Annotated in this window: 15 protein-coding genes; 2 read left to right on the top strand and 13 right to left on the bottom strand. The window is 38.5% G+C overall.

Going from position 1 to position 22,302, the window contains the following annotated elements; genetic code table 11:
- The first annotated feature begins 102 nt into the window (after positions 1–102).
- Complete coding sequence (locus tag SOM16_RS15635) at positions 103–852, top strand: glycosyltransferase family 2 protein (protein WP_320464934.1); 750 nt, start codon at positions 103–105, stop codon at positions 850–852.
- Between the two features lie 6 nt (positions 853–858).
- On the opposite strand, the gene SOM16_RS15630 is transcribed toward SOM16_RS15635, so the two are convergent.
- The 13 genes from SOM16_RS15630 to SOM16_RS15570 all read right to left on the bottom strand — a co-directional run bounded on the left by SOM16_RS15630 (position 859) and on the right by SOM16_RS15570 (position 21,152).
- Complete coding sequence (locus tag SOM16_RS15630) at positions 859–1,776, bottom strand: glycosyltransferase family 2 protein (protein WP_320464933.1); 918 nt, start codon at positions 1,774–1,776, stop codon at positions 859–861.
- Positions 1,777–1,841: 65 nt separating this feature from the next.
- Positions 1,842–3,074, bottom strand: coding sequence for a glycosyltransferase (locus SOM16_RS15625; RefSeq protein WP_320464932.1), 1,233 nt, complete (start codon positions 3,072–3,074; stop codon positions 1,842–1,844).
- 100 nt (positions 3,075–3,174) lie between these two features.
- Complete coding sequence (locus tag SOM16_RS15620; protein ID WP_320464931.1) at positions 3,175–4,374, bottom strand: glycosyltransferase; 1,200 nt, start codon at positions 4,372–4,374, stop codon at positions 3,175–3,177.
- The gene (locus SOM16_RS15615) at positions 4,355–5,815 is read right to left on the bottom strand and encodes an O-antigen ligase family protein (RefSeq protein ID WP_320464930.1); all 1,461 of its coding nucleotides are present in this window, start codon (positions 5,813–5,815) and stop codon (positions 4,355–4,357) included. The genes SOM16_RS15620 and SOM16_RS15615 overlap by 20 nt, the downstream gene beginning before the upstream one ends.
- A gap of 11 nt (positions 5,816–5,826) precedes the next feature.
- The gene (locus tag SOM16_RS15610; protein WP_320464929.1) at positions 5,827–7,980 is read right to left on the bottom strand and encodes a lipopolysaccharide biosynthesis protein; all 2,154 of its coding nucleotides are present in this window, start codon (positions 7,978–7,980) and stop codon (positions 5,827–5,829) included.
- Positions 7,981–7,986: 6 nt separating this feature from the next.
- Positions 7,987–8,661: a TolC family protein gene (locus SOM16_RS15605; RefSeq protein ID WP_320464928.1), complete on the bottom strand. Its 675-nt coding sequence runs from the start codon at positions 8,659–8,661 to the stop codon at positions 7,987–7,989.
- Between the two features lie 458 nt (positions 8,662–9,119).
- A complete protein-coding gene (locus SOM16_RS15600) occupies positions 9,120–9,755 on the bottom strand; it encodes a hypothetical protein (RefSeq protein ID WP_320464927.1) in 636 nt (211 codons plus the stop codon).
- A 16-nt stretch (positions 9,756–9,771) separates the two neighbouring features.
- The gene (locus tag SOM16_RS15595) at positions 9,772–10,479 is read right to left on the bottom strand and encodes a hypothetical protein (RefSeq protein ID WP_320464926.1); all 708 of its coding nucleotides are present in this window, start codon (positions 10,477–10,479) and stop codon (positions 9,772–9,774) included.
- The gene (locus SOM16_RS15590) at positions 10,463–12,937 is read right to left on the bottom strand and encodes a hypothetical protein (protein ID WP_320464925.1); all 2,475 of its coding nucleotides are present in this window, start codon (positions 12,935–12,937) and stop codon (positions 10,463–10,465) included. Before SOM16_RS15590 ends, SOM16_RS15595 begins: the two co-directional genes overlap by 17 nt.
- A 3-nt stretch (positions 12,938–12,940) precedes the next feature.
- Positions 12,941–14,068, bottom strand: a complete 1,128-nt coding sequence (locus tag SOM16_RS15585) for an alpha-xenorhabdolysin family binary toxin subunit A (RefSeq protein ID WP_320464924.1) — start codon at positions 14,066–14,068, stop codon at positions 12,941–12,943.
- Between the two features lie 958 nt (positions 14,069–15,026).
- Positions 15,027–16,112: a DUF6588 family protein gene (locus SOM16_RS15580; RefSeq protein WP_320464923.1), complete on the bottom strand. Its 1,086-nt coding sequence runs from the start codon at positions 16,110–16,112 to the stop codon at positions 15,027–15,029.
- A 252-nt stretch (positions 16,113–16,364) separates the two neighbouring features.
- Entirely contained in the window at positions 16,365–17,498 is a 1,134-nt protein-coding gene (locus SOM16_RS15575) for a Gfo/Idh/MocA family oxidoreductase (protein ID WP_320464922.1), read from the bottom strand.
- A gap of 2,784 nt (positions 17,499–20,282) precedes the next feature.
- A complete protein-coding gene (locus tag SOM16_RS15570) occupies positions 20,283–21,152 on the bottom strand; it encodes an AraC family transcriptional regulator (RefSeq protein WP_320464921.1) in 870 nt (289 codons plus the stop codon).
- A gap of 385 nt (positions 21,153–21,537) precedes the next feature.
- Here SOM16_RS15570 and SOM16_RS15565 point away from each other — a divergent pair, with 385 nt between their 5' ends.
- Positions 21,538–22,206: a DUF3826 domain-containing protein gene (locus tag SOM16_RS15565; protein WP_320464920.1), complete on the top strand. Its 669-nt coding sequence runs from the start codon at positions 21,538–21,540 to the stop codon at positions 22,204–22,206.
- Positions 22,207–22,302 lie beyond the last annotated feature (96 nt).

Raw genomic sequence — 22,302 nt, 5'->3', positions numbered from 1 at the left:
TGACGAAAGTAAGGTTTTTATTTAATTTATATAAGCACTAAAAAGGTTTGTAATAATTTTATATTTTAGTCGCTAAGCAAAAGATTATTAAAATAAATTACCTTGGAACCACTCGTATCGATTATTATACCCTGCCATAATTCTGCTAAGTTTATTACGGCGACTTTAAATTCAGTAGGTGCCCAGGATTATCAGTCATGGGAATTAATTATCATCGATGATCAATCAATAGATGATACGCCTGCAATTATAGCAGCGTTTGCCAGTAAGTACAGCAACGTCAAACTTATTTCTTTGCCTCAAAACAAAGGAGTTTCGAATGCCAGGAACCTGGGGATGACACATGCGAAAGGTAAGTATATCGCGTTTCTGGATAGTGATGATATTTGGCTGGAAAACAAGCTGAGCCGCCAGGTAGCCTATATGGAAGAAAAAAAGCTCAGCATGACTTTTTGCGCCTATAACAGAATTAACGAGGAGGGAACCGTCATTTCAGGAGTAACTCCAGCTCCTTTCAGTTATAGCTACCATCAATTATTATCACATAATTTAATCATATTTTCTACCTCAATGGTATTGAAAAGTGCTATTGGTGATCTTCAATTTTCGCCTGCAGGCCATGAAGACTGGATTTTTTTTCTCCAGTTATTTAAGAGATGTACGCTGGGATATGGAATTAATGAGCCCTTGGCTTTGTATAGAATCAGAAAGGATTCGTTGTCATCCAATAAAATGAAAGCTGTTGTTAAAACCTGGAAAATATTGAGAGAAAGCGAAAAACTAAACCTGGTGAAGTCTATGTATTATTTCAGCAGGTATGCTGTTTTAACTGTTTTGAAAAGGTTAAGGTAGTTTTCTCTACCGTTGTAATTTAAATCCTAAAGTCTTGCTGTCTTTACGATTGGTATAATTCCATAACAGGCCTTTTACTACCCACTTTGACAAATGTGATTGTTGATTAAAAATGTATTTAAGTACAGCCTTCGGGCAGGCAATGAGCGTATAATAGATGGAGAAGAGAATGGTGTTGATTAACCCGGTATTCTTCCGGATGAAGAGCATTCTGTTCCGGGTATGGAAATAGATTTTCAGGGGGCTGTCTATACCCACACTTATTGATTCTTTGTGGTAAACATGGGTTTTACCCGTAAACCAAACTTGCTTACCTACACTTCTAAATTTTTCGCACCAATCCAATTCTTCGTAATAGAGAAAATAGCTTTCATCCATTAATCCAACTTGGAGCAGGTCTTCTTTACGGCACATCATTGCAGCACCGTGGCAATACCCCGTTTGATAACTTTTATTGGCATATTGCCCTTCATTTCTTTCGAGTTCCCCAATTGTAGCATTTCTGCCAGTGAGGTGATTTACAGGTGTAAAACCTGCATACTGAATTACATCCTTTCGGTCATAATACAAAAGTAATGGCGACAAAAGCCCGATACTTTTGTGCTGTTCAAATTCAGCGTGTAGGGTTTCGATACAGCCAGCAGGCAGTTCGGTGTCGTTGTTTAATAAAAAGATATAATCGCCGCCAGCTTGTTTAATGCCTAAATTATTGCCTCCGGCAAACCCCAGATTTTCTCTGGATTGGATATATTTAATGTTTTCAAAGTGAGGTAGGAAAATATGTTCCTGATTTTGTTCAGCCCCGTTATCTACAATGATGACTTCAACGTCTGTTCCATTATAATATTTACCAATTGATTCGAGTAGCGCGATTGTTACGGCTTCCTGGTGAAAATTGACAGTTATAATGGAGGTGGTTGACATGCGTTTTATAAATATTTAGGTGATGCTGATTGGCAAAAGTAGTCTAAATGTTGCGAAGGTAATTTTTAGGATTCAAGACTAAAATTTTCTTTGCCAACAGTATTTTCCACCTTATTTATAGCCTGGTAAATGTCTGCTGCATTTTTCTCCCAGGTATGGGTATGTGCAAAATTAATTCGCTCAAGCGCCCGCGCCGCACTATGTTCAATTAATGCTTTTTCTGCTAATACCACATAGTCTTCTTTGGTTTCTGCCAGGTATACCTGTTGCTCAAAAATGCTCATGGCTTCCGTTTTCGTAGCTATAGTAGGTTTTCCCATCGCCAGGTACTCATCTATTTTTCGAGGATAGTTGCCAATGGTTAGCGGATTTATAGCCTGCGGATTTAAACATACATCAAACCCATTGATGTATGCAGCCAACATTTCAGTGCCTTTGCTCCCTAAAAAGTGTACGTTGCTTAATGTATGGAGTTCACTTCTTTTAAAATCATCATCTTCTGGCCCAACCAATACGATACTCCAGTGTGGCCGTTCTTTTGCAATATGTAAAAGAATTTCTTCATCAAGTCTAATTGATAAGATGGCACCTACATATCCTAATATCGGACCTTTTATTGCAGAAAGATCATCCGGTATAGGAATGTGATGATCATTTTTGAATAGTTTAAAATCACAACCCTGCCCAACGTAAAATGAATTTGGATTATATTTTCTGCAATAATTAGCCAGGAAAACAGAATTTGCTACGCAGAGATCACTTTTTTCGATCAATTGTGGCTCCAGGTATTTTCCATGATACTGCCAATAAGGGGTAGCAATGATGTAGTCTCTGGAATAATAAACACTTATAGCTGGTTTTAGCAGTTCTTTTAAATGGAAACTTCTGAAGATATCATTATCGTTGAATAAGATAAAATTTTCGAAGTTCAATGTTTTTGAAGCAACATTAATATCTTTGGCAAATTTCTGGTTGTTTAGTTTATTTAACCAGCGAAATATGGGCATAATTTTAATCCAGTTAATGGATTCAACTATGATTTTAGGGTAATAAACCCAGAGATTCGGTGATACCTGCTCCAGACCTTCTTCCTTACCAGCAATAACCCGCAATCGTTTTTTAACCGTTTCCGCATTTCTTTGTTGCAGACTTGTCCTTCTGTCTAAAGGTGCGTTAATGTACAATACCCTATTGTTTTTGCTAAACTCCAGCGCCAGATCTTTACAGTTACTGCCAATAGCGGTATCCCAGGGTTGTTGCCCAACTATAATAATGTCTCTGTTCTTTAAAATCGACATTTCTATTTTTTTATGGTTTGTTTAGAGGTGTTGATTCCCCTGATGAAACCCAGGATTCCAAACAGGATGCCTATGATGGCGAGCAATTCTATTGGCATGGTTAATTATTATCTTTTATTGGTTTATTATGATGTGGCGTGGCCATGAAAGATTTTTTGGCTTTACCAATGCTAAATAGGGCGATCACCATTCCAATCATTGCCCTTGGTATTTGTAATATAGCTAAATAAAGCCGTTTATCGGTGTAAAATTTTCTAGGTACGGCGATGAGCAAGGTGAAGCAAAGACTTAAAAATAATGTTATCCAGAATTCTTTGCCGGGGCCGAACGGGTTAAAAAAAGACTGAATTGCCATGAGAAATAGGAATGCCAGAAGCAATATTCTCGGTACCAAAAAAGTTTGAAATGTTTTATTAAAAAATTCTATGTTTCCCTTAAATAGCTTCAATAAGCCTTCTAAAGCATATTCTTTCAGGAATTCTATTTGTGATGCAATCCACCTCGTCCGCTGGTTGGTAAACACCTGGGCATTCTCAACCTTTTCATCATAAATAAATACATCGTTTAAATAAGCCACTTTGATCTTATCATTAGCGAGGATGAAATCTATTTTTTTATCCTCACCCACAGTTTCTCCAACAGCACCTAATATTTTATGAAAGTATGGAAAATCGAAAGCCATTCCAGATCCAATAAGTGTTGCAGATAAACCCATTACCGCATGGCCTTTGCGATAAATCTGGTTATTCACTTCTTCATTACAAGCATCTAAAAAAGCAAAACTGGTATCTACATCTTTAGCGGTACGGTGTACCTGGATAACCTGGTTTCCTTGTTGAAAGGAGTTGTTGATGTAATGTAAACAGTCGGCCCCTAATAAATTATCAACATCTAATACCATTGCAATATCGAAACCATTGTCTTTAAGTTTTTCCATAGCAAAGCGAAGGGCTTTCCCCTTGGTACTTTTCTCGAAAAAAACTTCTATAACTGTTGCACCCATTTCTTTCAAAACGGCATTGGTTTGCGGCAGTAAGCCATCTGAGATTACAACAACCTCAAACACTCCATTGTATTGGTGCTGTAATGCAGATTTTACGCTTTGTAGAATGACACTGTTTTCCCGATAGGTGGGAAACAATAAGGCGATTTTTTTATACTCAATGGCATTTTTTTGCGATTTCGGTAGAGCAAACAAGCCAGCAATGGCGAAAAAAGCCAGGTATAAACAGTTAATAAGCAGGTAAATGCCTAAAATCCAAAAGAATAGGTTTAGCATATTAATTGTGATTGGTTCCATCGGGTTCAGTTTGTTGTAGCTCCTTATCTAGCCATGGTGCAATATAGACAAAGGACCATGACATAAACATAATTACGGATGATGGCATTCCATTCATCACCTCATTACCATAACTACAAATAAAACAGGCAACTGTTCCGGCAGTGAGGGCAATCATCTTTGCCCTTAACTTTGGATTCTGGATTTTCCAGACGATACCGCTGCATGTACCAATAATGTAGGAAGTAAAAGCAAACCAGATGAGGAGACCAACGACTCCATACATGACCCAGACTTTTACCCAATAGCTATCTGGTTGTATGTTGGCTATCACTTTATCGGCATTATAGGTTGTTCCATTCATTCCACTCATCCCTAATCCGGCGCCAAAAGGCAAGTCTTTTAATATGGATTTTAATTTTACCTGATTATCCAGCCGCACTTTGAAAGAAGCATCTTCCGGATTTAATGCGCTGCGTAAACGGCTGATCTGAAATATATTTTCGCCAATGGTGGTATACTTTAATACGACAAAGCCACTTACACTAAATAAAATGCCTACAAATAGTACCTTAAAATTTTTACTTAAAAACAAGGCGGTTGCCACGCCGGCTGCTAATGCAAATAATGCGCCCCGGGTTCCGGAAATGGCCATTCCATAAATAAATACGAGGGTGGCTAAAGCGAAGATTATTTTTTTGCCAAAGCTGAATGGGCCTGTAAGTAGGGTTAATGAAATTACAGCCATAATGGCCTGTGAGGCACCGAATTGGCCCGCATCAGAATAAATAGAAAATACCCGGAGTTTACCTTTTATAATATGCGTCATCTCGTTGCCCATTACCATCCATTGCTGTTCGCCACTGGTAAGCCCAAGATAAAGTTGTTTTACACCATATAAGCAGGCCAGGGACGAAAAAAAGAAAATAAAGGTGATAAACCGGTTTAAGTCTGCCCGCGTATTAAATATTAAAAATACCAATGGTGCGATGAGTAGCCAGCTTAAAGCAACAAACCTTAATTCATTAAACCAGGCAACCAGGCTTCCGCTATTGGGATTTAATATTTGCAGGAAGCTGATGACAAACCATACAACTGATAATAAAACATGGTCATTTTTTAAGTTTTGCCAGTTAAATTTGTCCATATTAATCAGGATGCTACACCAGGTGAGCAGCAGGATTGCTTCCAAAGCAAGGCCCACCGGAACCTGCAGGAAGGATTTAACTAAAAATCCTAACAAGAAGCAATAGGCAAAGTAGGCCCAGAAGGCACGGCGGGGATCTTTGAAAGCTGCCACTAAAAAGGTACCCATCACCGCTATGGCTACGGCGCACAAAGGTCCGAGATACCCAAATTTGCTGATAGAGCCTGCAACAACAATGGAAAGGCACATAGAGACAATAAAAAAGATGATCTTTTTTTTATTGTCGGCGATATAGGTGTTTAATTTGTTAAGCATTTACCTGCTTATTAAGCTTTAACGCCACTAATGACCCATCCTGCAAACTTTTTATCTTCATTCAGTTGAACAAGTTTTTCCTGTTCCTGTTCGTCTATTGAATCACCTGCCATAAACAAAGCCATGTATCGATCTGTAAAATAGATCCATTCTTTAATGGCAGATATACTGTTAACAGGATCTAAATGCACGATAATTAAATCAAACTGTGTACTAAACTCATTAAATATTTGATCAATACCTTCCTGATTTCCCTTTTCCAGTAGCGATTTGCCACCCAAATTGTTGCTTAAAAAAGTAATGGATTGAGCTGCGGCAATTGGTGATCCCGCTAAAACATTTCCAATAGACTGATTAGTTGAAATATTCAACTTTTCCAGCTCCAGGGCTATTTCAGCATTGCCAATCAGTAAAATCTTTTTGCCCAATGAAGCAAATGAATAGGTTAGGCTTATTAGTGTAAAAATTGGAGATCTGGAAGACTTCAAACTGGTAATCCCTAAAATTTTCTGATGATCTGTGCCGAGCAAATGATCAATTTCAAAGCGCAGCGCTCGCATCTGATCCTTAAACAAGGAAATTTCCTGGTTTGGATGTTCTTCTTGCCAGATTTTAGCAATAGCCCTGTTTTTTGGTTTAATGAAATTTAATTCACCTATCACTTTACCATTTGTAGCCGCCTTTAGTTCTTTCGCATTATTAATAGAATGATCTAAGAAGTAGATAATCAATAAGAGGAAGAAACAAATAGCGCAGCTGGCAACTACGCTTAGCGCCAAATACAACGGTTTTTTAGACGATTCCGGGATAGTAGGAACGCCTTCCTGAACCAATTGTAAGCGCAAACCAATATTTTTATCCAGGCTGGTTTGGTTGTAGCGGCTTAATATCTCCAGATATTCTTTGGTAGCTACATCGGCGTTACGTTCGTAGTCTTGCACCCCTGCATCAAAGGGAACCATTCCGGTAAACTTTGCATTTAATTTATCTAATTCGCGGTCGATGTCTTTTATGCCTGCCGTTGTTTTTTCTAAGTCTATCCCTAAAGATATTCTTCGTTGCACCAGTGTTTGTTTGGCTACAAGCGGGTCGCTTACATAGCGGTCGTTTGATTTTAGTAATTTTGTGCTCAGCAAAAGCTGCAGGGAATCTACTTTTCTTTTATCAGTAGCTTTATAGCCTCCATCCAGGTAAATATTTTCAGCAACCTCGATCTTGTTTTTTAAATTGATGATATCCTGATTATCGGCAATAACCTCGGCACCAAGGTATTTATCACTGAAACGGGTATCTAACTTATCGTTTACACTTTTTAAAGCAGCCACTGCGGCCTGCCTATCAATTAAAGCCTGGCTTTTTTTATTTTCATTATCCGTAATTTGCTGATAGATAATTTGAGATTGTTTATCGAGATTTAAGACACCGTTTTTGATTTTGTAATCTTTTAGCTTCCTTATCCGATCGTTCATTACCGCCTCTTTTTTCTGCAGGAGCGAATCGAGTACCAGGATGGATGTATTTTTATTACTGATCTGATCTAAACTGTAGTTGTTGATAAAATCGTTGGATAGGGTATTCACCACAAAAACAGAAAGTAAGGTGTTCTGGGATAAAAAATCTACTGAGATAAAATCGCTGTTTTGCTCATGATTAATAGTCAGCTTTTTGTTCAGACTTTCCTCATCATAGCCCATAGATTTAACAAGATTATAAAGCATTAACCTACCATTATTATCCAGGGGTGTTAATGCCTCTCTTTTAATTAACCGGCTTTCGAACAAATTAATGGCCTCTTGCTTTTGTGCCACACTTAAATTTTTAAGATCAATACTTAATGGTTTGAAAGGTGCTTGCGGATTTTTTAGATCGTGTAAGATTAACCTGTAAGAAAGCAGACTCATGTTCTTCGGCATTCTCATCACATCGATAATGGTGGTAAACTGTTGGTTCAGTTTAATAATGATATCAGGACCAGAATACCCTTGCAACTCGGATGCCACCTGCCGGGATGGATCTAGTAAACCGGTAGAAATCTTTGCTTCAGATCTATATTCTTTCGGGAGATTTTTAATGAAAAAAAACGTGATAAATAGCGTTAGTGTAGGGACTGAAATGATCAGCCACCTGTATTTTCGCATGAGTTTTAAAAATTCTCGAATGTTCATACTTGCTTATTTTACGTTTTCTAATGTCTCACCAATTAAAGCTTCGAGAGATTCTTTAGCTTTAAGTAAATTAAGCTCTGCCAATAACCGCTCAGAATTGGCATATGATGTTATGGTCTTCGCTTTGGTATAATCATCCAGGCTAGTTTCACCTTTTTCGAATTTATACCTGAGTCCATCACTGGCCACTTTATTATCGGTATAGGTTTGTGCCTTAACTTTTAGATCTGCGGCCTCACGCAAATATTCATAATAGTTTTTTTTTACTTCTGAGGTTAATAGGATATCATACTCCTGGGCCTGATAAAATTTTTCGTTATGTTCCTCCTTGGCTTGCCTAACAAATGCCGGGGTTCTGAATAAAATGCCCATATTGAAGAAAATACCAAGTTGCAAGCCATTTAACGTGTAATTATTGGTGGTATTAATTTTAGAAGCATTGGTTGGGCTATAGTTGTACGAAGCGGTAAATGCATCTAAATAAGTAGCTCTTGCTACTGCAATTTTAGCTTTAGCACTCAGTTCACTAGCTTTATACATTTTTCTTTTTGGATAATTTTGCTTGGCTAAATCAACATACTTTTCTAAAAGCATATAGTTAATATTTCCGATAAAACTTTCCTGGGCATAGGTATTAAAGGAAAATAATAGAATAATAAAGAATAGAGAAATTCTGATCATTTGTTGGTATTCTACCTAGTTGTTTGGGGACGTAAAAATTTTGTTAGAATAGAACTTCAAATCTAATAAATTAGAATATTCTTTTTTTAAACAAAATGTACTTATTCCTTTTAGTTGTATGATTTTAAGTACCCGGAGCGTGGTGAGTGAAAGACTGTTTAAAACGATAGACTTTAATAGTTCTTTATCCAGAAATATTAATTGATTTTGAGGGTGATAAAGTAGCAGATAGCTGGCAAAAACGCTTTGCAAATATCTGGGTTTAAGTAACAAGAGCTAGGCAGACGAAGGTATGGAAATTGTGCGTCAGGGATTAGAATATCAATGATGCGAGCAATTAAGATTGATATTTTACGCCTAATTTGAAGGCAAACCGTTATCCGGGATATTATTTACGGTTTACAAATAATAGGGTAGGAAGGCACAGCTTTAATCCATGCTTCCTAACCTTTCTATTTTTAATTTAGCTGTTTAACTAATGTTGCCAATGCTTCGTCGCTTAGGTTAATCGATGCATTACTTAGCTGATTTTTAATGCCCTGTAAAGAATGGTCACTGCCGCTGAAAGCGATATCAGCTTGTAGCGTTTCTTTAATTTTTAGATACCATTGCGACTCTTTACTAAAAGTTGTGCCAATGCTTCTGATGCGGTATCCACTGTGATTTTGATGGGAAGAAATTGCGCTGTCTAAAGTAAAAAGGCTGCCATTAAAACCAGTCAGTTCTGCAATAGTAAAATCGTGCATTTTCAGACCTATTGTTTCATCGCGGCCAACTGCCTTAATCCAATCGGCAGAATAAGGTGCCTGTACCTGCAAATAATAACCAATATCATCGCGCACGCTGGCAAATATCGTTTGACTGATGCAACTTGATGCCGGAGATAAGGCAACATGGCCATCATCAATTTTATTAAATTGCCATAAAAATTCAGCACCATTTCCTTGTTCAATATTTAACGATGAATAGAGCCAGTTGCAGGATACCCGTACATTGCCAAGGGCGGTGAGCGAATATATTTCTGCGGTCATAAAAGGCCCATTTTCAGCGGCCTGCAGCAGTTCATGTAAACTGCCATTACTAATTACCTTCATAAGTTAAGGAATATGGTTAAATGCTTTTCCAATAATTTTCCTGGTTGCTCATATTTGCCGGAAATGCTGCTGCTTCAGATTTAATACCTTGCCAGGCGATCAGCGCAGCATCTATATCTAATGATTCGATAAAGGGGAGGGTAACGTTTAAATCTCTCGCTACCGTGTTTTTTAAATCATCCAAAATCGCTAACCAGGTTCCGGTTACAGCTCCGGCCGCCGCCTCCACATTGGTAATTATAATTCCTAAAGGCGCCCAGAAACTATCCAGTATTTTTTTATTTAATGCAATTTCTGCATCCACGACCTTATTAGCCGTTAAAAAAATTCTGAGTTCTTTAGCCAATTGGTCAGCATTTCCAACAATGGAAGATGTATCCGCAAGAAGTTGATCAAGAACAGCGCGAGTCTGTTCCTGAACAGCTACCGGAACCGTGTTGCCTACAATTTTTTTAACTTCATTATTTAAGTTAGTGAAATTTGTTATGGCACTATTGGCATAGCCGGCAATAGCCCCGGAGTTTAAAATAAGCCCGTTAAAAGTACTGGCTACCCATTGCTTGCTGCTGAGCAGTAGATCTGGATAACCAGGTAAATCCTGCGAGATGATTAAGGTAATGCCTTCTATCGCCAATACCGATCCGATCCGTTTATTAATAGCCGTCCATTGATCTGTTGAAATGGTAAACAGGCTTGCAACACTGGTACTAGCTAATACTGACATCTTCTAGTTTTTTAGTAAGCATAAGCTGAGCATGTTCGGTGCTTCCAATAGCAGAACCTTCAAAATACATGGTTATCTTGGTCACGGCTGAGAAATCTGCACCGTTATTATCAGATTTTAAAGAAATTTTCCACTCACTAAATGGCGTAGGACGAAAGTAAGCATATGCAACTTCATGATCTACAGAGCCGTCTATTTGCACAAGCCCATAGGTGCCATTTTCAAAAGACCAGTCTGCTTTTCTGCTATCGCTTGATACTTTATATTTGAAAGTACGTGTAAGGCCCTTGCTGTTAAACTGATAATTTAAGTCGTTATACCTGTCCAGGTAGTTTCCGGTGTTCGTAATGGTCATCATAACGGTTTGACTGCCACCAGTAAATGCCACTCCCTCCAGCCAAACCCGAATATTATCGAGCCGTACCCGGTCTAATCCTCCAAATTCTTCGTTGTTTATTTTAAGAAGCCATTGCGTCTCGTAATTATCCTGCAGGTTTTTAAGGGTCGATTGGTCAGTAATGGCAAAGGTCATGTTTGTCATTTTTTGAGGTGGTGGATTAAACCGCTCCAAAGCAGATGCCTCGTCCATGGCAATTCTTATAATATCCTGTATACCTGAATTCAGATCATCAACCGGATCTATAATTTTAGGCTGAATTGTTGATTCTGCCAGCGCCCAGTAAAAAAAGGAATCCTGATATGATTTTAAGGCAGAAAACAAAGCACTTTTGCTGTTTAAATACTTCAGATAGAGTTGTTGCATTAAATCTAAAGTTGTTTTTTCGCCCACTTTTAACTGATCAACAAGTTTTTGCAAATTAGCTTCTTTCTGTTTTGCGTATTGCAACTGAAACGATAGTGCGGCAGCATCTTGACTAGCTTTAATTACTGCCAGTTGTGCCGCAGAGAGCGATTGCCCGTAAACCACCAGGATGTTCATTGCTTCCTTGTAATCCTGTGCATATTGAATGCCTAAATCTATAGGATCTTGCATGGCATTATCTGCCTTAATCTGGAAAATAGTCCAGCCATCTGCAGCACTTAAATCTGCGCCATCAGTGGTATCCTGCATTTGCTGAATAATATCTGTTTTGCTTTGCGCACTCGAGATGTTGTCTGCAACGGCTTTAATAGCCATCGCTAATTCGTAAACTTTTTGCAATACCTCTACGAGCTTTTTTAAATTCTCCATGGTTTTAGCCAACTCATCAGCCAATTTCACCACTTTAGCCGTAGAGGAGGCCGCATCCGCAACCGCCTCAACTGCGTTAACCGCCCCCTTTGCAGCAGCAGGAGCAGCAGCTTCATCTCCAACAGCCATTAAAGCAATGGCACCACCAAAAGTTACTATTGAGGTTACCAAATCAAAAATGCCATCTAAGATCACTTTTCTTTGATATTCAGGTATTCCAATTTCTTCAAAATCAATAGCCACCATTTGCACAGCAAGCTGTTGGTTGTTAAAGTTCTTTAAAGCATTTTTTGCAGCTGTTTCGGCATTATTATAATTTTCATTTGCCTGTGCTAAGAGCGCACTGATATAGCTTATCTCACTTTGGGTATTAATTACCATGGTTTTAGCCATGTTAATATTTTCTTCGGTAAGCACTTGCTGAACACTTAGTGTTTTATAATCACTTTCATATTTTGCTGCGCCTTTAGCAAATTCGCCTGAAAGCTTAGTGTAAATAGTCGAAGTTAAATAGGGTACGAAGCTGGCCCCGTTAACTTTGGCATTTAATTCTGAATTAAGCAAGGTTGCTAAATTTGAACTTCTATAAAACAGTTCCTGCAAGTCATTATTTTGAGCTGACCAGCCTTTTACCCAAAGAAAAATCGAAACAGCAAGATGCGGTTCCTGATCATATAGTAGTGAACCAAAAATGAAGGCGTTGTTAAGGTACAATTCCATTTCAGGCAGCACTTCCATTGCGAAGCCATTTTTCAAACTTATTTGGACAATACTTGCTATTTTATCGGTAGCCGTAATGGCTAAACCAGGAGCAATGTTGTTTTGAGTAATTTCGAACAACTGCGGCTGACTGGTTGCTGTAAAAACCGCCTTGGCAATTAGAATTCCAGACATTTCACTGCCAAACAGAATCAGTTTTGAGTTTGTATTTTTCTGGTAATCCAACGTAATGGAAGCGGCATCTTCTACCTCTATTCTGCGTGCGTAAATGATTAGCCCCTGCGTATTTAAGACCCATATAATATTGGCAGGAATAAATAAAACATCTGCATAAATGGTTACAAGCGCCGGGGAGACTTTAGCGTCTGAAATAGACGCTTTAATGTCAGCGAGATTAAAATACATTCCACGAAACACTGCTTTGTTAGCATCTATTATTGCATACGATGCATTAGGCACATTTCCCTTTTTTTCGATTTCTGCATAAAATGCAGACCATTCTATGCCCTGCATAGAATGGTCTAGTGTTAGAGTATCGGTATTCATTGTTTAGGCTGCAATTGCAGAAACAGTAACGTAAGCATTAATTCTGTAAGCCTGAGCCTCTTCACCTACGGCAACCCAGGCATTAAGGGCTGCTTCAACACCTAAATCCATGATGATTGGTAACGCTTCGGCAATATTTGTTTCAATCAGGCTACTAATGCTGGCCAGATCATCTGAAATAGCTGCCCAAACGCCTTGTATTTTTTGAATTACCGGTAGTGCAGCACTAATTGCAGCAATATTTCCGGATAATCCAAGCTGAGAGGTATGGAGAGACATCATCAAATTGGCATCGGCTTGCCTTTTTGCATCTAATTCTTTAATCTTTTTAGTAGCTGCATGTGCTCTGTCTAAGGCGTCGACAGCTTTTTTGCCATAAACTCCAGCTACAACAGCTGCGGCAATGGTACCAAATGGAAATACCCATGCATAGGTTGGAGAAGTTGCCGCAACAATTACATCGTGCTCATATTCTGCATTTGCAGCATCGAGAATAGTTTGTTGAGCCGCAATATCTTTATTCAATGCCACTACCTCTGCACTTGTAGAGCCATATTCATCGTTATATTTTTTGTACAAGCCGCTTTTACCATCAGGCCCAACCAATACCGTTTTATCAGCTGTGGTTTGATCTGAAAAAGTTTTTATTTTCGCCGCTACTTTTTCTGCTTTATCCTGGTAATCTTTGGCACTTTTATCCAACACGCCTAAAATAGCTTTTAACTTATCCTTGGCTTCCTGATCATCTGGATTCTTAGTGAGTTTCTGAGCAAGCGGTAGAATTGGATTATAGTATACTGGTGCCTGTTTTGCGTAGGCAACAACGTCTGAAGCCAACGAAACACTCTCAGGAAAAGTTTCATCATTCCAAACGGTAACGTGATCGAAAATATCTTTGTATGCAGTAATAAGTGGTTGGAAGGGTGCGAGATTCGCAGGAGCTCCATCTCCAAGATAATTTTTGAAATCAGCCTCGGTATGGGGCATAATTTCTTTGCTCTGCGCATTAATTACATACGATTGGATCGCGTACCATTCGGCTGTTGATAATGCGAAAGCTGGTCCGCCTGGTTGCGATGGTGTTGCAATAGCGCCCGGGCCAATGCTCATTGTTTTTGGTTGATCTGACATGATAATTTTTTTTAATTAATAAGAAGGGGGTGAGTATATATAGTTAAATAATGATGTAGTGCTGAACTTGTGTTTTTGTCTGTTTAAAAAATAAACTTATCTAGCTGTAATACGAAGTTAGAATGAGTGTCTGTTCCTAAATCCATTACAAACCTAAGTACTTTGCAGTGTCTGCGTACACGTAGAATTACCTGAATTTAAATTGAGTATAATTACCTTTTTTAAAACTTGTATCTGCTGGAAATTATCTAAATGTTGGTCTATCGATGTTAAATGCGCTCAGTATCCAGATTTTATCTGTGTACTTGGTTTCAGATTATTGAGAAAATTGAATCTACTCTGATCTTGATCGTAAGAAAGGTAGTTTTAGTTTTTCTTGAATTAATACTGGATGGTTACGCAATTAAAGTTATTATTTTGTATTATAAATAATGCAAATTATATTTTTATGTTCTATTAATTTTGCTGGTGAACATTTGATATCTTACAGAAGTAGGTGATTTGCGCGCTGAAGAATTGCGCAGATTTTCATGCAAAGTATTATAAAGCTTTCGAAGTATTTCCCTCACAAAGGCCACCAAAACTTCCCAGGTTGATCTTAATTCGTGAAACTAGGCAGTTCCTATAAGTATTCAATTGGCATTCTGCCAGGGCATGTTATTAATCAAATTCAGTTGGTAGCTGGTCCGTTTTTCCGTTTAAGACTAAACTTTCATACTAATTGATGGGTGGGGTGTTGATGATCATTAAGATTAGGTAGGAAATGAAGTTGGTCTGGTATAAAATGATAGGCGCAAAAATATTGAACAAAGTATTTTAATCATTTTGGTGTTGCCTCCTTTTGCTAGTAGGCAAAAGTAAGGCTACCTTCAATACTCGGCAATAGGGTTGCGAAATACTGGATTTACCTGTTCAAAAATTAACTAGCTATCATTAAAAAGCAGTTGAGAAATACCAATTAAAAGCCTATTCCAATTCCGCCACTAAACATGCCATAACCGCCAGAAAAACCATAAGAACCATAAATTCTAAGCACAGGAAGTTTTACTTGAAAGCCAACATCTCCACGAAATGTTTTTAAATATGTGCGCTCCAGTGCAAAAGGATTTGAATAGGTGATATAGGCAATTTTATCATCTCTTATACTATTTGCAATTGGGTAATTGCCTTTTAGGCCCAGTTGTGCTTTGGAAATGCTATATCCAATTGAAACAAATGGCGTAAAGAAAGAAAGCTCTTTAGATAATGTAGCCTGGATGAGGTAATTATCAAATTTAGCATAAATCTCTTGTGTAGTAAAATCTGCTACCTGATTTTCGTTTTCAGGGATCATCCCATCTAACGGAAGTAGCTTTAAATTTCTGCTGTATTTTGCCGTGTTAAATCCTGCGAGTACAGAAAAATCAAAAGGTATTTTTTCTCTATCCATAGGGAAAAAGTCTCGGGCAAGGTTATGTTTGATGCCGAAACCCAACAAAGATACCGAGCCAAAATATTCTCCAAGCCTAATCTTCGGTGCTGCCCTAACCATTACTTCTGTATTGGCAAATAGCCCCATATTAAGCTGAAGCTGAGGTGTTGGTACTACTCTTTTTATCACCGCACTTGGCAATTCAAAACTGATGAGTTTATTGTTATTTGCATCGAAAAGATCCATCCAGGGGCCATTTTTCTGGGTATCTCCGGTAAAGGTAGGAGATAATACCAGGGAAGGATCTGAAGGGCGAAGGTCAGGAGAAAGACCTATGCCTGATACATTGAAAGTTTGTTTCGAGGTAGGTACCACTGATCCTGTACCAATAATCCGAATATCAAAATGAAATGGTTTCAGTGCCTGAGCGGTATTGGTCCACCCACTATTCATACCTAAGCCAAACCCATAAAGAAGCGGGTTAGCATATGCTTCTACCAGTTTCTCTGCATCAGCCGGGCCAGACTTGATTAGATTTTCAAAATTTAATTGTGCATGTACAATTTGTGATGCTTGCAGAAGCAGAAAAGAAAAAATGGTGATAACAGTTATCTTGAATTTAAGGGGCGGCATGTGCTATAAATATTAAAACTCAAACTCTAATAAGTTAAAAAAGTTTGATGTTTCCTTTATAAATTATAGATAGATAAACTTCACTAACTGGCAAGTATAAATTTTTAGACTGTTATTACATAGTGGGTATAATGATTTTATAAGGGACGTTTATTGGTAATAAAAGCGTATTTTTAATATAGATCCAACCTATTTTTAGATAAATAAGTTGGATCATATTGTCTTCATAACTTAAATTTAAATCCTTGTAACCTATTTTGAAGCCAGGATTGCAATCTTTAATGCTTTCATTGCATCTTCGATAGTTATCTGTAATTCATGGTCTCTGTTTTCTATTTTTTTAATCATGTCAGATAGTATTGATTGCACGCATTTACCGTATACCTCACCTTTGGTTTGATGAATTTCAAAACTGCCAGAAACTAATTCATCAGCCTGATAGCCAATCCCTCCGCAATATATTACCGTGTCATCTACATTTGAGGAATCAGCATCTCCCCAGCCTTCCGGACGGGAGACATCGTTAGAATCATTGAGTTTTTCCGTATTAATAACTTCCCAGCCTGGAATGCTGTTTAACTGCGCTTTGGTTTGCTGATTTACCAGTGCCTTTATCGTTCCCTTCATTGGCATCCAACCTTCGATTATGACTCTGCCCAAATCATAAGCTAAATTTATTGTGGTTTGCTCAAACAAACCCGGACCTGAAAACGCATGGTAATAACTGGCAATTAAACCTTCATCATATAAAACCATGGCCGCCACCCGGTCGCGTTGAGACTCATTCCGATGGTGGGAACAGCCATATACCTCGCTGTATTGCTGTTTGCCCAGGGCATTAACAATATCAAAAAAATGGACGCCGTGTTCTATAAAAATACCTCCAGACATTTCCTCATCCCAGAACCAATGATTTGGGGGCAAGGAAGCATCCTGAGCATAATTATTCACTACAGCATGTCTGAGCTTTCCCAATGCGCCACTATTGCCTAATTCCATTAAATTCTGAATGATGGGATTATAGCGAATCATGTGATCAACAGTGATAATCATACCTGTTTCCTGTTGCACATCTAAAATTTGTTGGGCACTTTCTTCGGTAATTGATACTGGTTTTTCAAGCAATACATGCTTGCCCGCTTTCATTGCCGCGCATGCCATGTCGGCATGTAGGCCTGGAGGCGTAACAATACATACGATTTCTATTTCCGGATTTTTAAGTAGTTCTTTCCAGTCCCGATAGGATTTACAGTGCTCATCACCCTTGAAATGATTACCGGAATCAGAAACAGCAGCCACATCTACATGCTCCAATTGTGCAAACCAATGATGCAGGAATTTTCCAAATCCTCCGTAGCCTATAATTCCTACTTTATATTTTTTCATGTTTATTAAGGTATGGTGTTGGTTATTTTTATTTTTCGTCAGGAATATAACAGCCCTATAGCGGGATGGTTTTCGCGTAAAAGCATTATGGCAACAAGTTAGGGGTTTTTAATCAGTATCATTATAGGCATGGCAGTGTTTAACCAAGCAAAAAAATGGAGGGCGCTGCTTTGTAGAGATCGAAGCATGTTCTCGCAAGTACGATCATGGAGGAAATTAATACGTCATACTAATACACTATATTAACACGCCATACAAAAACGGCCTTAATTGCGAAGGCAATTCTTCATTGGCTGTGGCAACCTCATTGCGGCTGATGGTGTAGCAAACAGGAGATTGCCACGAACATTACCGATGAAGGATCGGAGAATGTTCTCGCAAGGACGTTCATAGAGGAAATTGATACGCTACACTAACACGTTATATTAACACACCATACAAAAACGTCCGTCATTGCGAAGCCAATCCTTCGTTGGCTGTGGCAACCTCATTGTGGCTAATGCTATATCAAACAGGAGATTGCCACGAACAATACCGATGAAGGATGGGAGAATGTTCTCGCAAGGACGTTCATAGAGGAAATTAATACGCTATACTAACACGCTATATTAACAAGCTACACTAACACGCCATACAAAAACGGCCGTCATTGCAAAAGCTTGTTCTTCATTGGCTTTGGCAACCTAATTGTTGCTAGTGCTGTATCAAATAGGAGATTGCCACGAACATCACAACTGAAGGATTGAAAAATGTTCTCGCAAGGACTTTCATAGAGGAAATTAATACGCTACACTAATACGCTATATTAACAGTCCATACAAAAACGGTCGTCACTGCGAAGCCAATTCTTCATTGGCTGTGGCAACCTCCTTGCGGCTGATGGTGTAGCAAATAGGAGATTACCACGAACATTACCGATGAAGGATCGGAGAATGTTCGCGCAAAGACGTTCATGGAGGAAATTAATACGCTATACTAACACGCTATATTAACAGCTACACTAACACGCCATACAAAAACGGCCGTCATTGCGAGAAACGGTTTTTCTCCGTTTCGTGGCAACCTCATTGCTGCTTATGTTGTAGTAAACAGTAGATCACACCACCAGCATTACCAATAAAGGATAGGAGAATGTTCTCGCAAGGACAATTCATGGAGGAGATTAATACGCTATACTAAAACGCTACACTAATACGCTATGTTAACACGCCATACAAAAACTGCCGTCATTGCGAAGCCAATTTTTCATTGCCTGTGGCAACCTCCTTGCGGCTGATGGTGTAGCAAATAGGAGATTGCCACGAACATTACAGATGAAGGATCGGAGAATGTTCTCGCAAGGAAGTTGAGAGAGGAAATTAATACGCTACACTAATACACTATATTAACACGCCATACAAAAACGGTCGTCAATGCGAAGCCAATTCTTTATTGGCTGTGGCAACCTCCTTATGGCCGATGGTGTAGCAAGGAGCAGATTGCCACGAACATTACCGATGAAGGATCGGAGAATGTTCTCGCAAGGATGTTCAGGGAGGAAATTAATACGCTATACTAATGCGCCATAGTAACACGCCATACAAAAACGGCTGTCATTGCGAAGCCAATTTTTCATTGGCTGTGGCAAACTCATGGCGGCTTATGGTTTAGCAAGGAGCAGATTGCCACGAACATTACCGATGAAGGATCGGAGAATGTTCTCGCAAGGACGTTCATAGAGGAAATTAATACGCTATACTAACACGCTATATTAACAAGCTATACAAACATGCCATACAAAAACTGCCGTCATTGCGAAGCCAATTTTTCATTGGCTGTGGCAATCTCATTGCTGCTAATGCTATAGCAAATAGCAGATTGCCACGAACATTACCGATGAAGGATCGGAGAATGTTCTCGCAAGGACGTTGAGGGAGGAAATTAATACGCTACACTAATACGCTATATTAACACGCCATACAAAAACGGACATAATTGCGAAGCCAATCCTTCATAGGCTGTGGCAACCTCCTTATGGCCGATGGTGCAGCAAGGAGGAGATTGCCACGAACATTACCGATGAAGGATCGGAGAATGCTCTCGCAAGGACGTTCAGGGAGAAAATTAATACGCTACACTAATACGTTATATTAACACGCCATACAAAAACGGCCGTAATTGCGAAGCCAATTCTTCATTGGCTGTGGCAACCTCATTGCTGACAATGCCTTATCAAACAGGAGATTGCCATAAACATTACCGATGAAGGATCGGAGAATGTTCTCGCAAGGACAATTCATGGAGGAGATTAATACGCTATACTAAAACGCTACATTAATACGCTATGTTAGCGCGCCATACAAAAACGGCCGTCATTGCGAGAAACGGTTTTTCTCCGTTTCGTGGCAACCTCATTGCTGCTTATGCTATAGCAAAACAGTAGATCACACCACGAACATCACTAATAAAGGATCGGAGAATGTTCTCGCAAGGACGTTCAGAGAGGAAATTAATAGGCTATATTAACACTCCATACAAAAGCGGTCGTCACTGCACACTCAATTCTTCATTGGCTGTGGCAACCTCCTTGTTGCTAATCCTGTATCAAATAGGAGATTGCCCACGAACATTACCGATGAAGGATCGGGGAATGTTCTCGCAAGGACGTTCAGGGAAGGGAATTAATACGCTACACTAATACACCAGACAAAAGCGGCCGTCATTGCACAACCAATTCTTCATTAGCCATGGCAACCTCATTGCCGTGTATGTATTATAAATCTCTGTAAAATAAGTGTTTTGTGTCTAGCTTAAATACTTCCGCTTATAATCAAGCGGTGTCATGCCGGTAACCTTTTTAAAGTGCCGGTAAAAATTAGAAACGTTGTTAAAGCCACAATCAAAGCATATTACTTCTGTGGGGAGTTTGTTCTCAATCAGAAACCGACACGCATGACTTACCCTGATTTCAATCAGGAAATCATAAAATGTTTTTTTCGTCATCAACTTAAAATACCGGCAAAATGAGGTGACGCTCAGGTTACTTAAGGAGGCCACCTCATCCAGGGTAATATCATTTTTATAATTACTTAAAGTATAATTACAGATCTTATTAATTCGAAGTGTTTCCGATTCATTAGATTGATAAAAGGTGTTCTTACTGGTCACTATCGTTTGGTACTCATCAGTTTCTGCCAGTGTTTTTAAGATGGAGAGCAGGATGATAATGCGGTCCAGGTTCGTGGCATCTATGGCAGCACGCATTAATAATACGAGTTTTTCCTTTGCTTTCCCATGAATTTTCATTCCGACTTTGGCCTTCTCCAATAACTTCGGAAGGAGGTAGGCTTCGGGTAAATTCATTAAATGTTTACCCAGGCAGTCGGGTAAAAAATGCATCACCATCGCTTCGGTATTCAGCTCTGGATTATTTTGAAAATATTCATCTTTGCATCGCCAGGTATGAGGCAGGTTTTCGCCTAAAAGTACCATTTCATCGGGTTCGAAATTACTGATGTTATCACCAATAAAACGTACACCATTTCCCTTAATTACATAATGCAATTCCAGTTCGGGATGATAATGCCAGATGTTGCCAAAATCTGGTTTGACATCATGCCTGATGCTAAATGAACTTTGCAGGGTTATCGGAACTTTATGAAAATGTGGTTTCATATCGGAATAGAAATTTGGTTAGCATTATTTCACCTATCGTATGTAAATCTTGTAAATAATAGGTGTTAAATTAAATTGTTATGCCAATATCCTACAATAATTGGATAAAAAGCATCATAAAATAGTATTTTTGATTGTTCAGTTTTGTATAAGCCCCTCGGGAGATTAACCAAATATAAAACTTACAAATTATTTTTATATAAATTATTTGTTCATTAATAAATTATGAGTGCAAAAATAAATCCTGTTTTTTCTGAAAAATTAGTCGAGTAAATTGTCTGTCTTAGAAGTCAGATTTCTAAATTTGAAATCTAATTTGATTGATTTGATCTGACACTGACGATTACTTTATATAGCTTACTTTTAATAAATTATTTAACCAAATATGAAATTATCAATCTTAACATTGTTGCTTACCCTTACCACTGTAACTGCAACTTTTGCCCAGCAAATAACTGCCGAAGAGAAATTAAAGTATGAAAAAACAATTACTGAAAGAGCAGACAAAATAGTAGTTGGTTTAGGTATTGCTGATCAGCGGAAATCTGATAAGGTTAGGGATATCATCAAAAATCAATATAGTGATCTGAACAACATCCATTCGGCGAGAGATTTGAAAGTGAAACAGATAAAAGAAGTGCAAAAAGAAAATAAAGTGGAGCGCGACTCGGCTTTAGCAAAAGAAAACCGCAATGCCGAAACTGCGTTAAGTAAGCTTCATAAAAAATATATAGCCAGGCTTTCAGCTCAACTGACTAATGAGCAGATAGATTTAGTAAAAAACGGTATGACTTATAATGTATTGCCAATTACCTATAAAGCTTATCAGGAAGAAATTTTAACCTTAACAGAAGATCAGAAAAAACAAATCCTGGCTTGGTTAACAGAGGCGAGGGAACATGCCATAGATGCAGAATCTTCAGATAAAAAGCATGCCTGGTTTGGGAAGTATAAAGGTAGAATTAATAATTACCTCTCTGCTGCCGGCTATGATTTAAAAAAGGAAGGTATTGAGTGGGAGAAAAGGCGTAAAGCTAAGGCAGAGGCGAATTAAACATTCGTTTGGGAGGTGAAAAATCATCTCCCAATTTTTTTACACTTTTTTATTTAAGAATGTTACATTTATATATGAATTTTATTCTTACCTTGG

The organism is Pedobacter sp. CFBP9032 (assembly GCF_034045265.1).
Lineage (GTDB): Bacteria > Bacteroidota > Bacteroidia > Sphingobacteriales > Sphingobacteriaceae > Pedobacter.
This window is presented reverse-complemented; position numbering and strand designations above follow the sequence as displayed.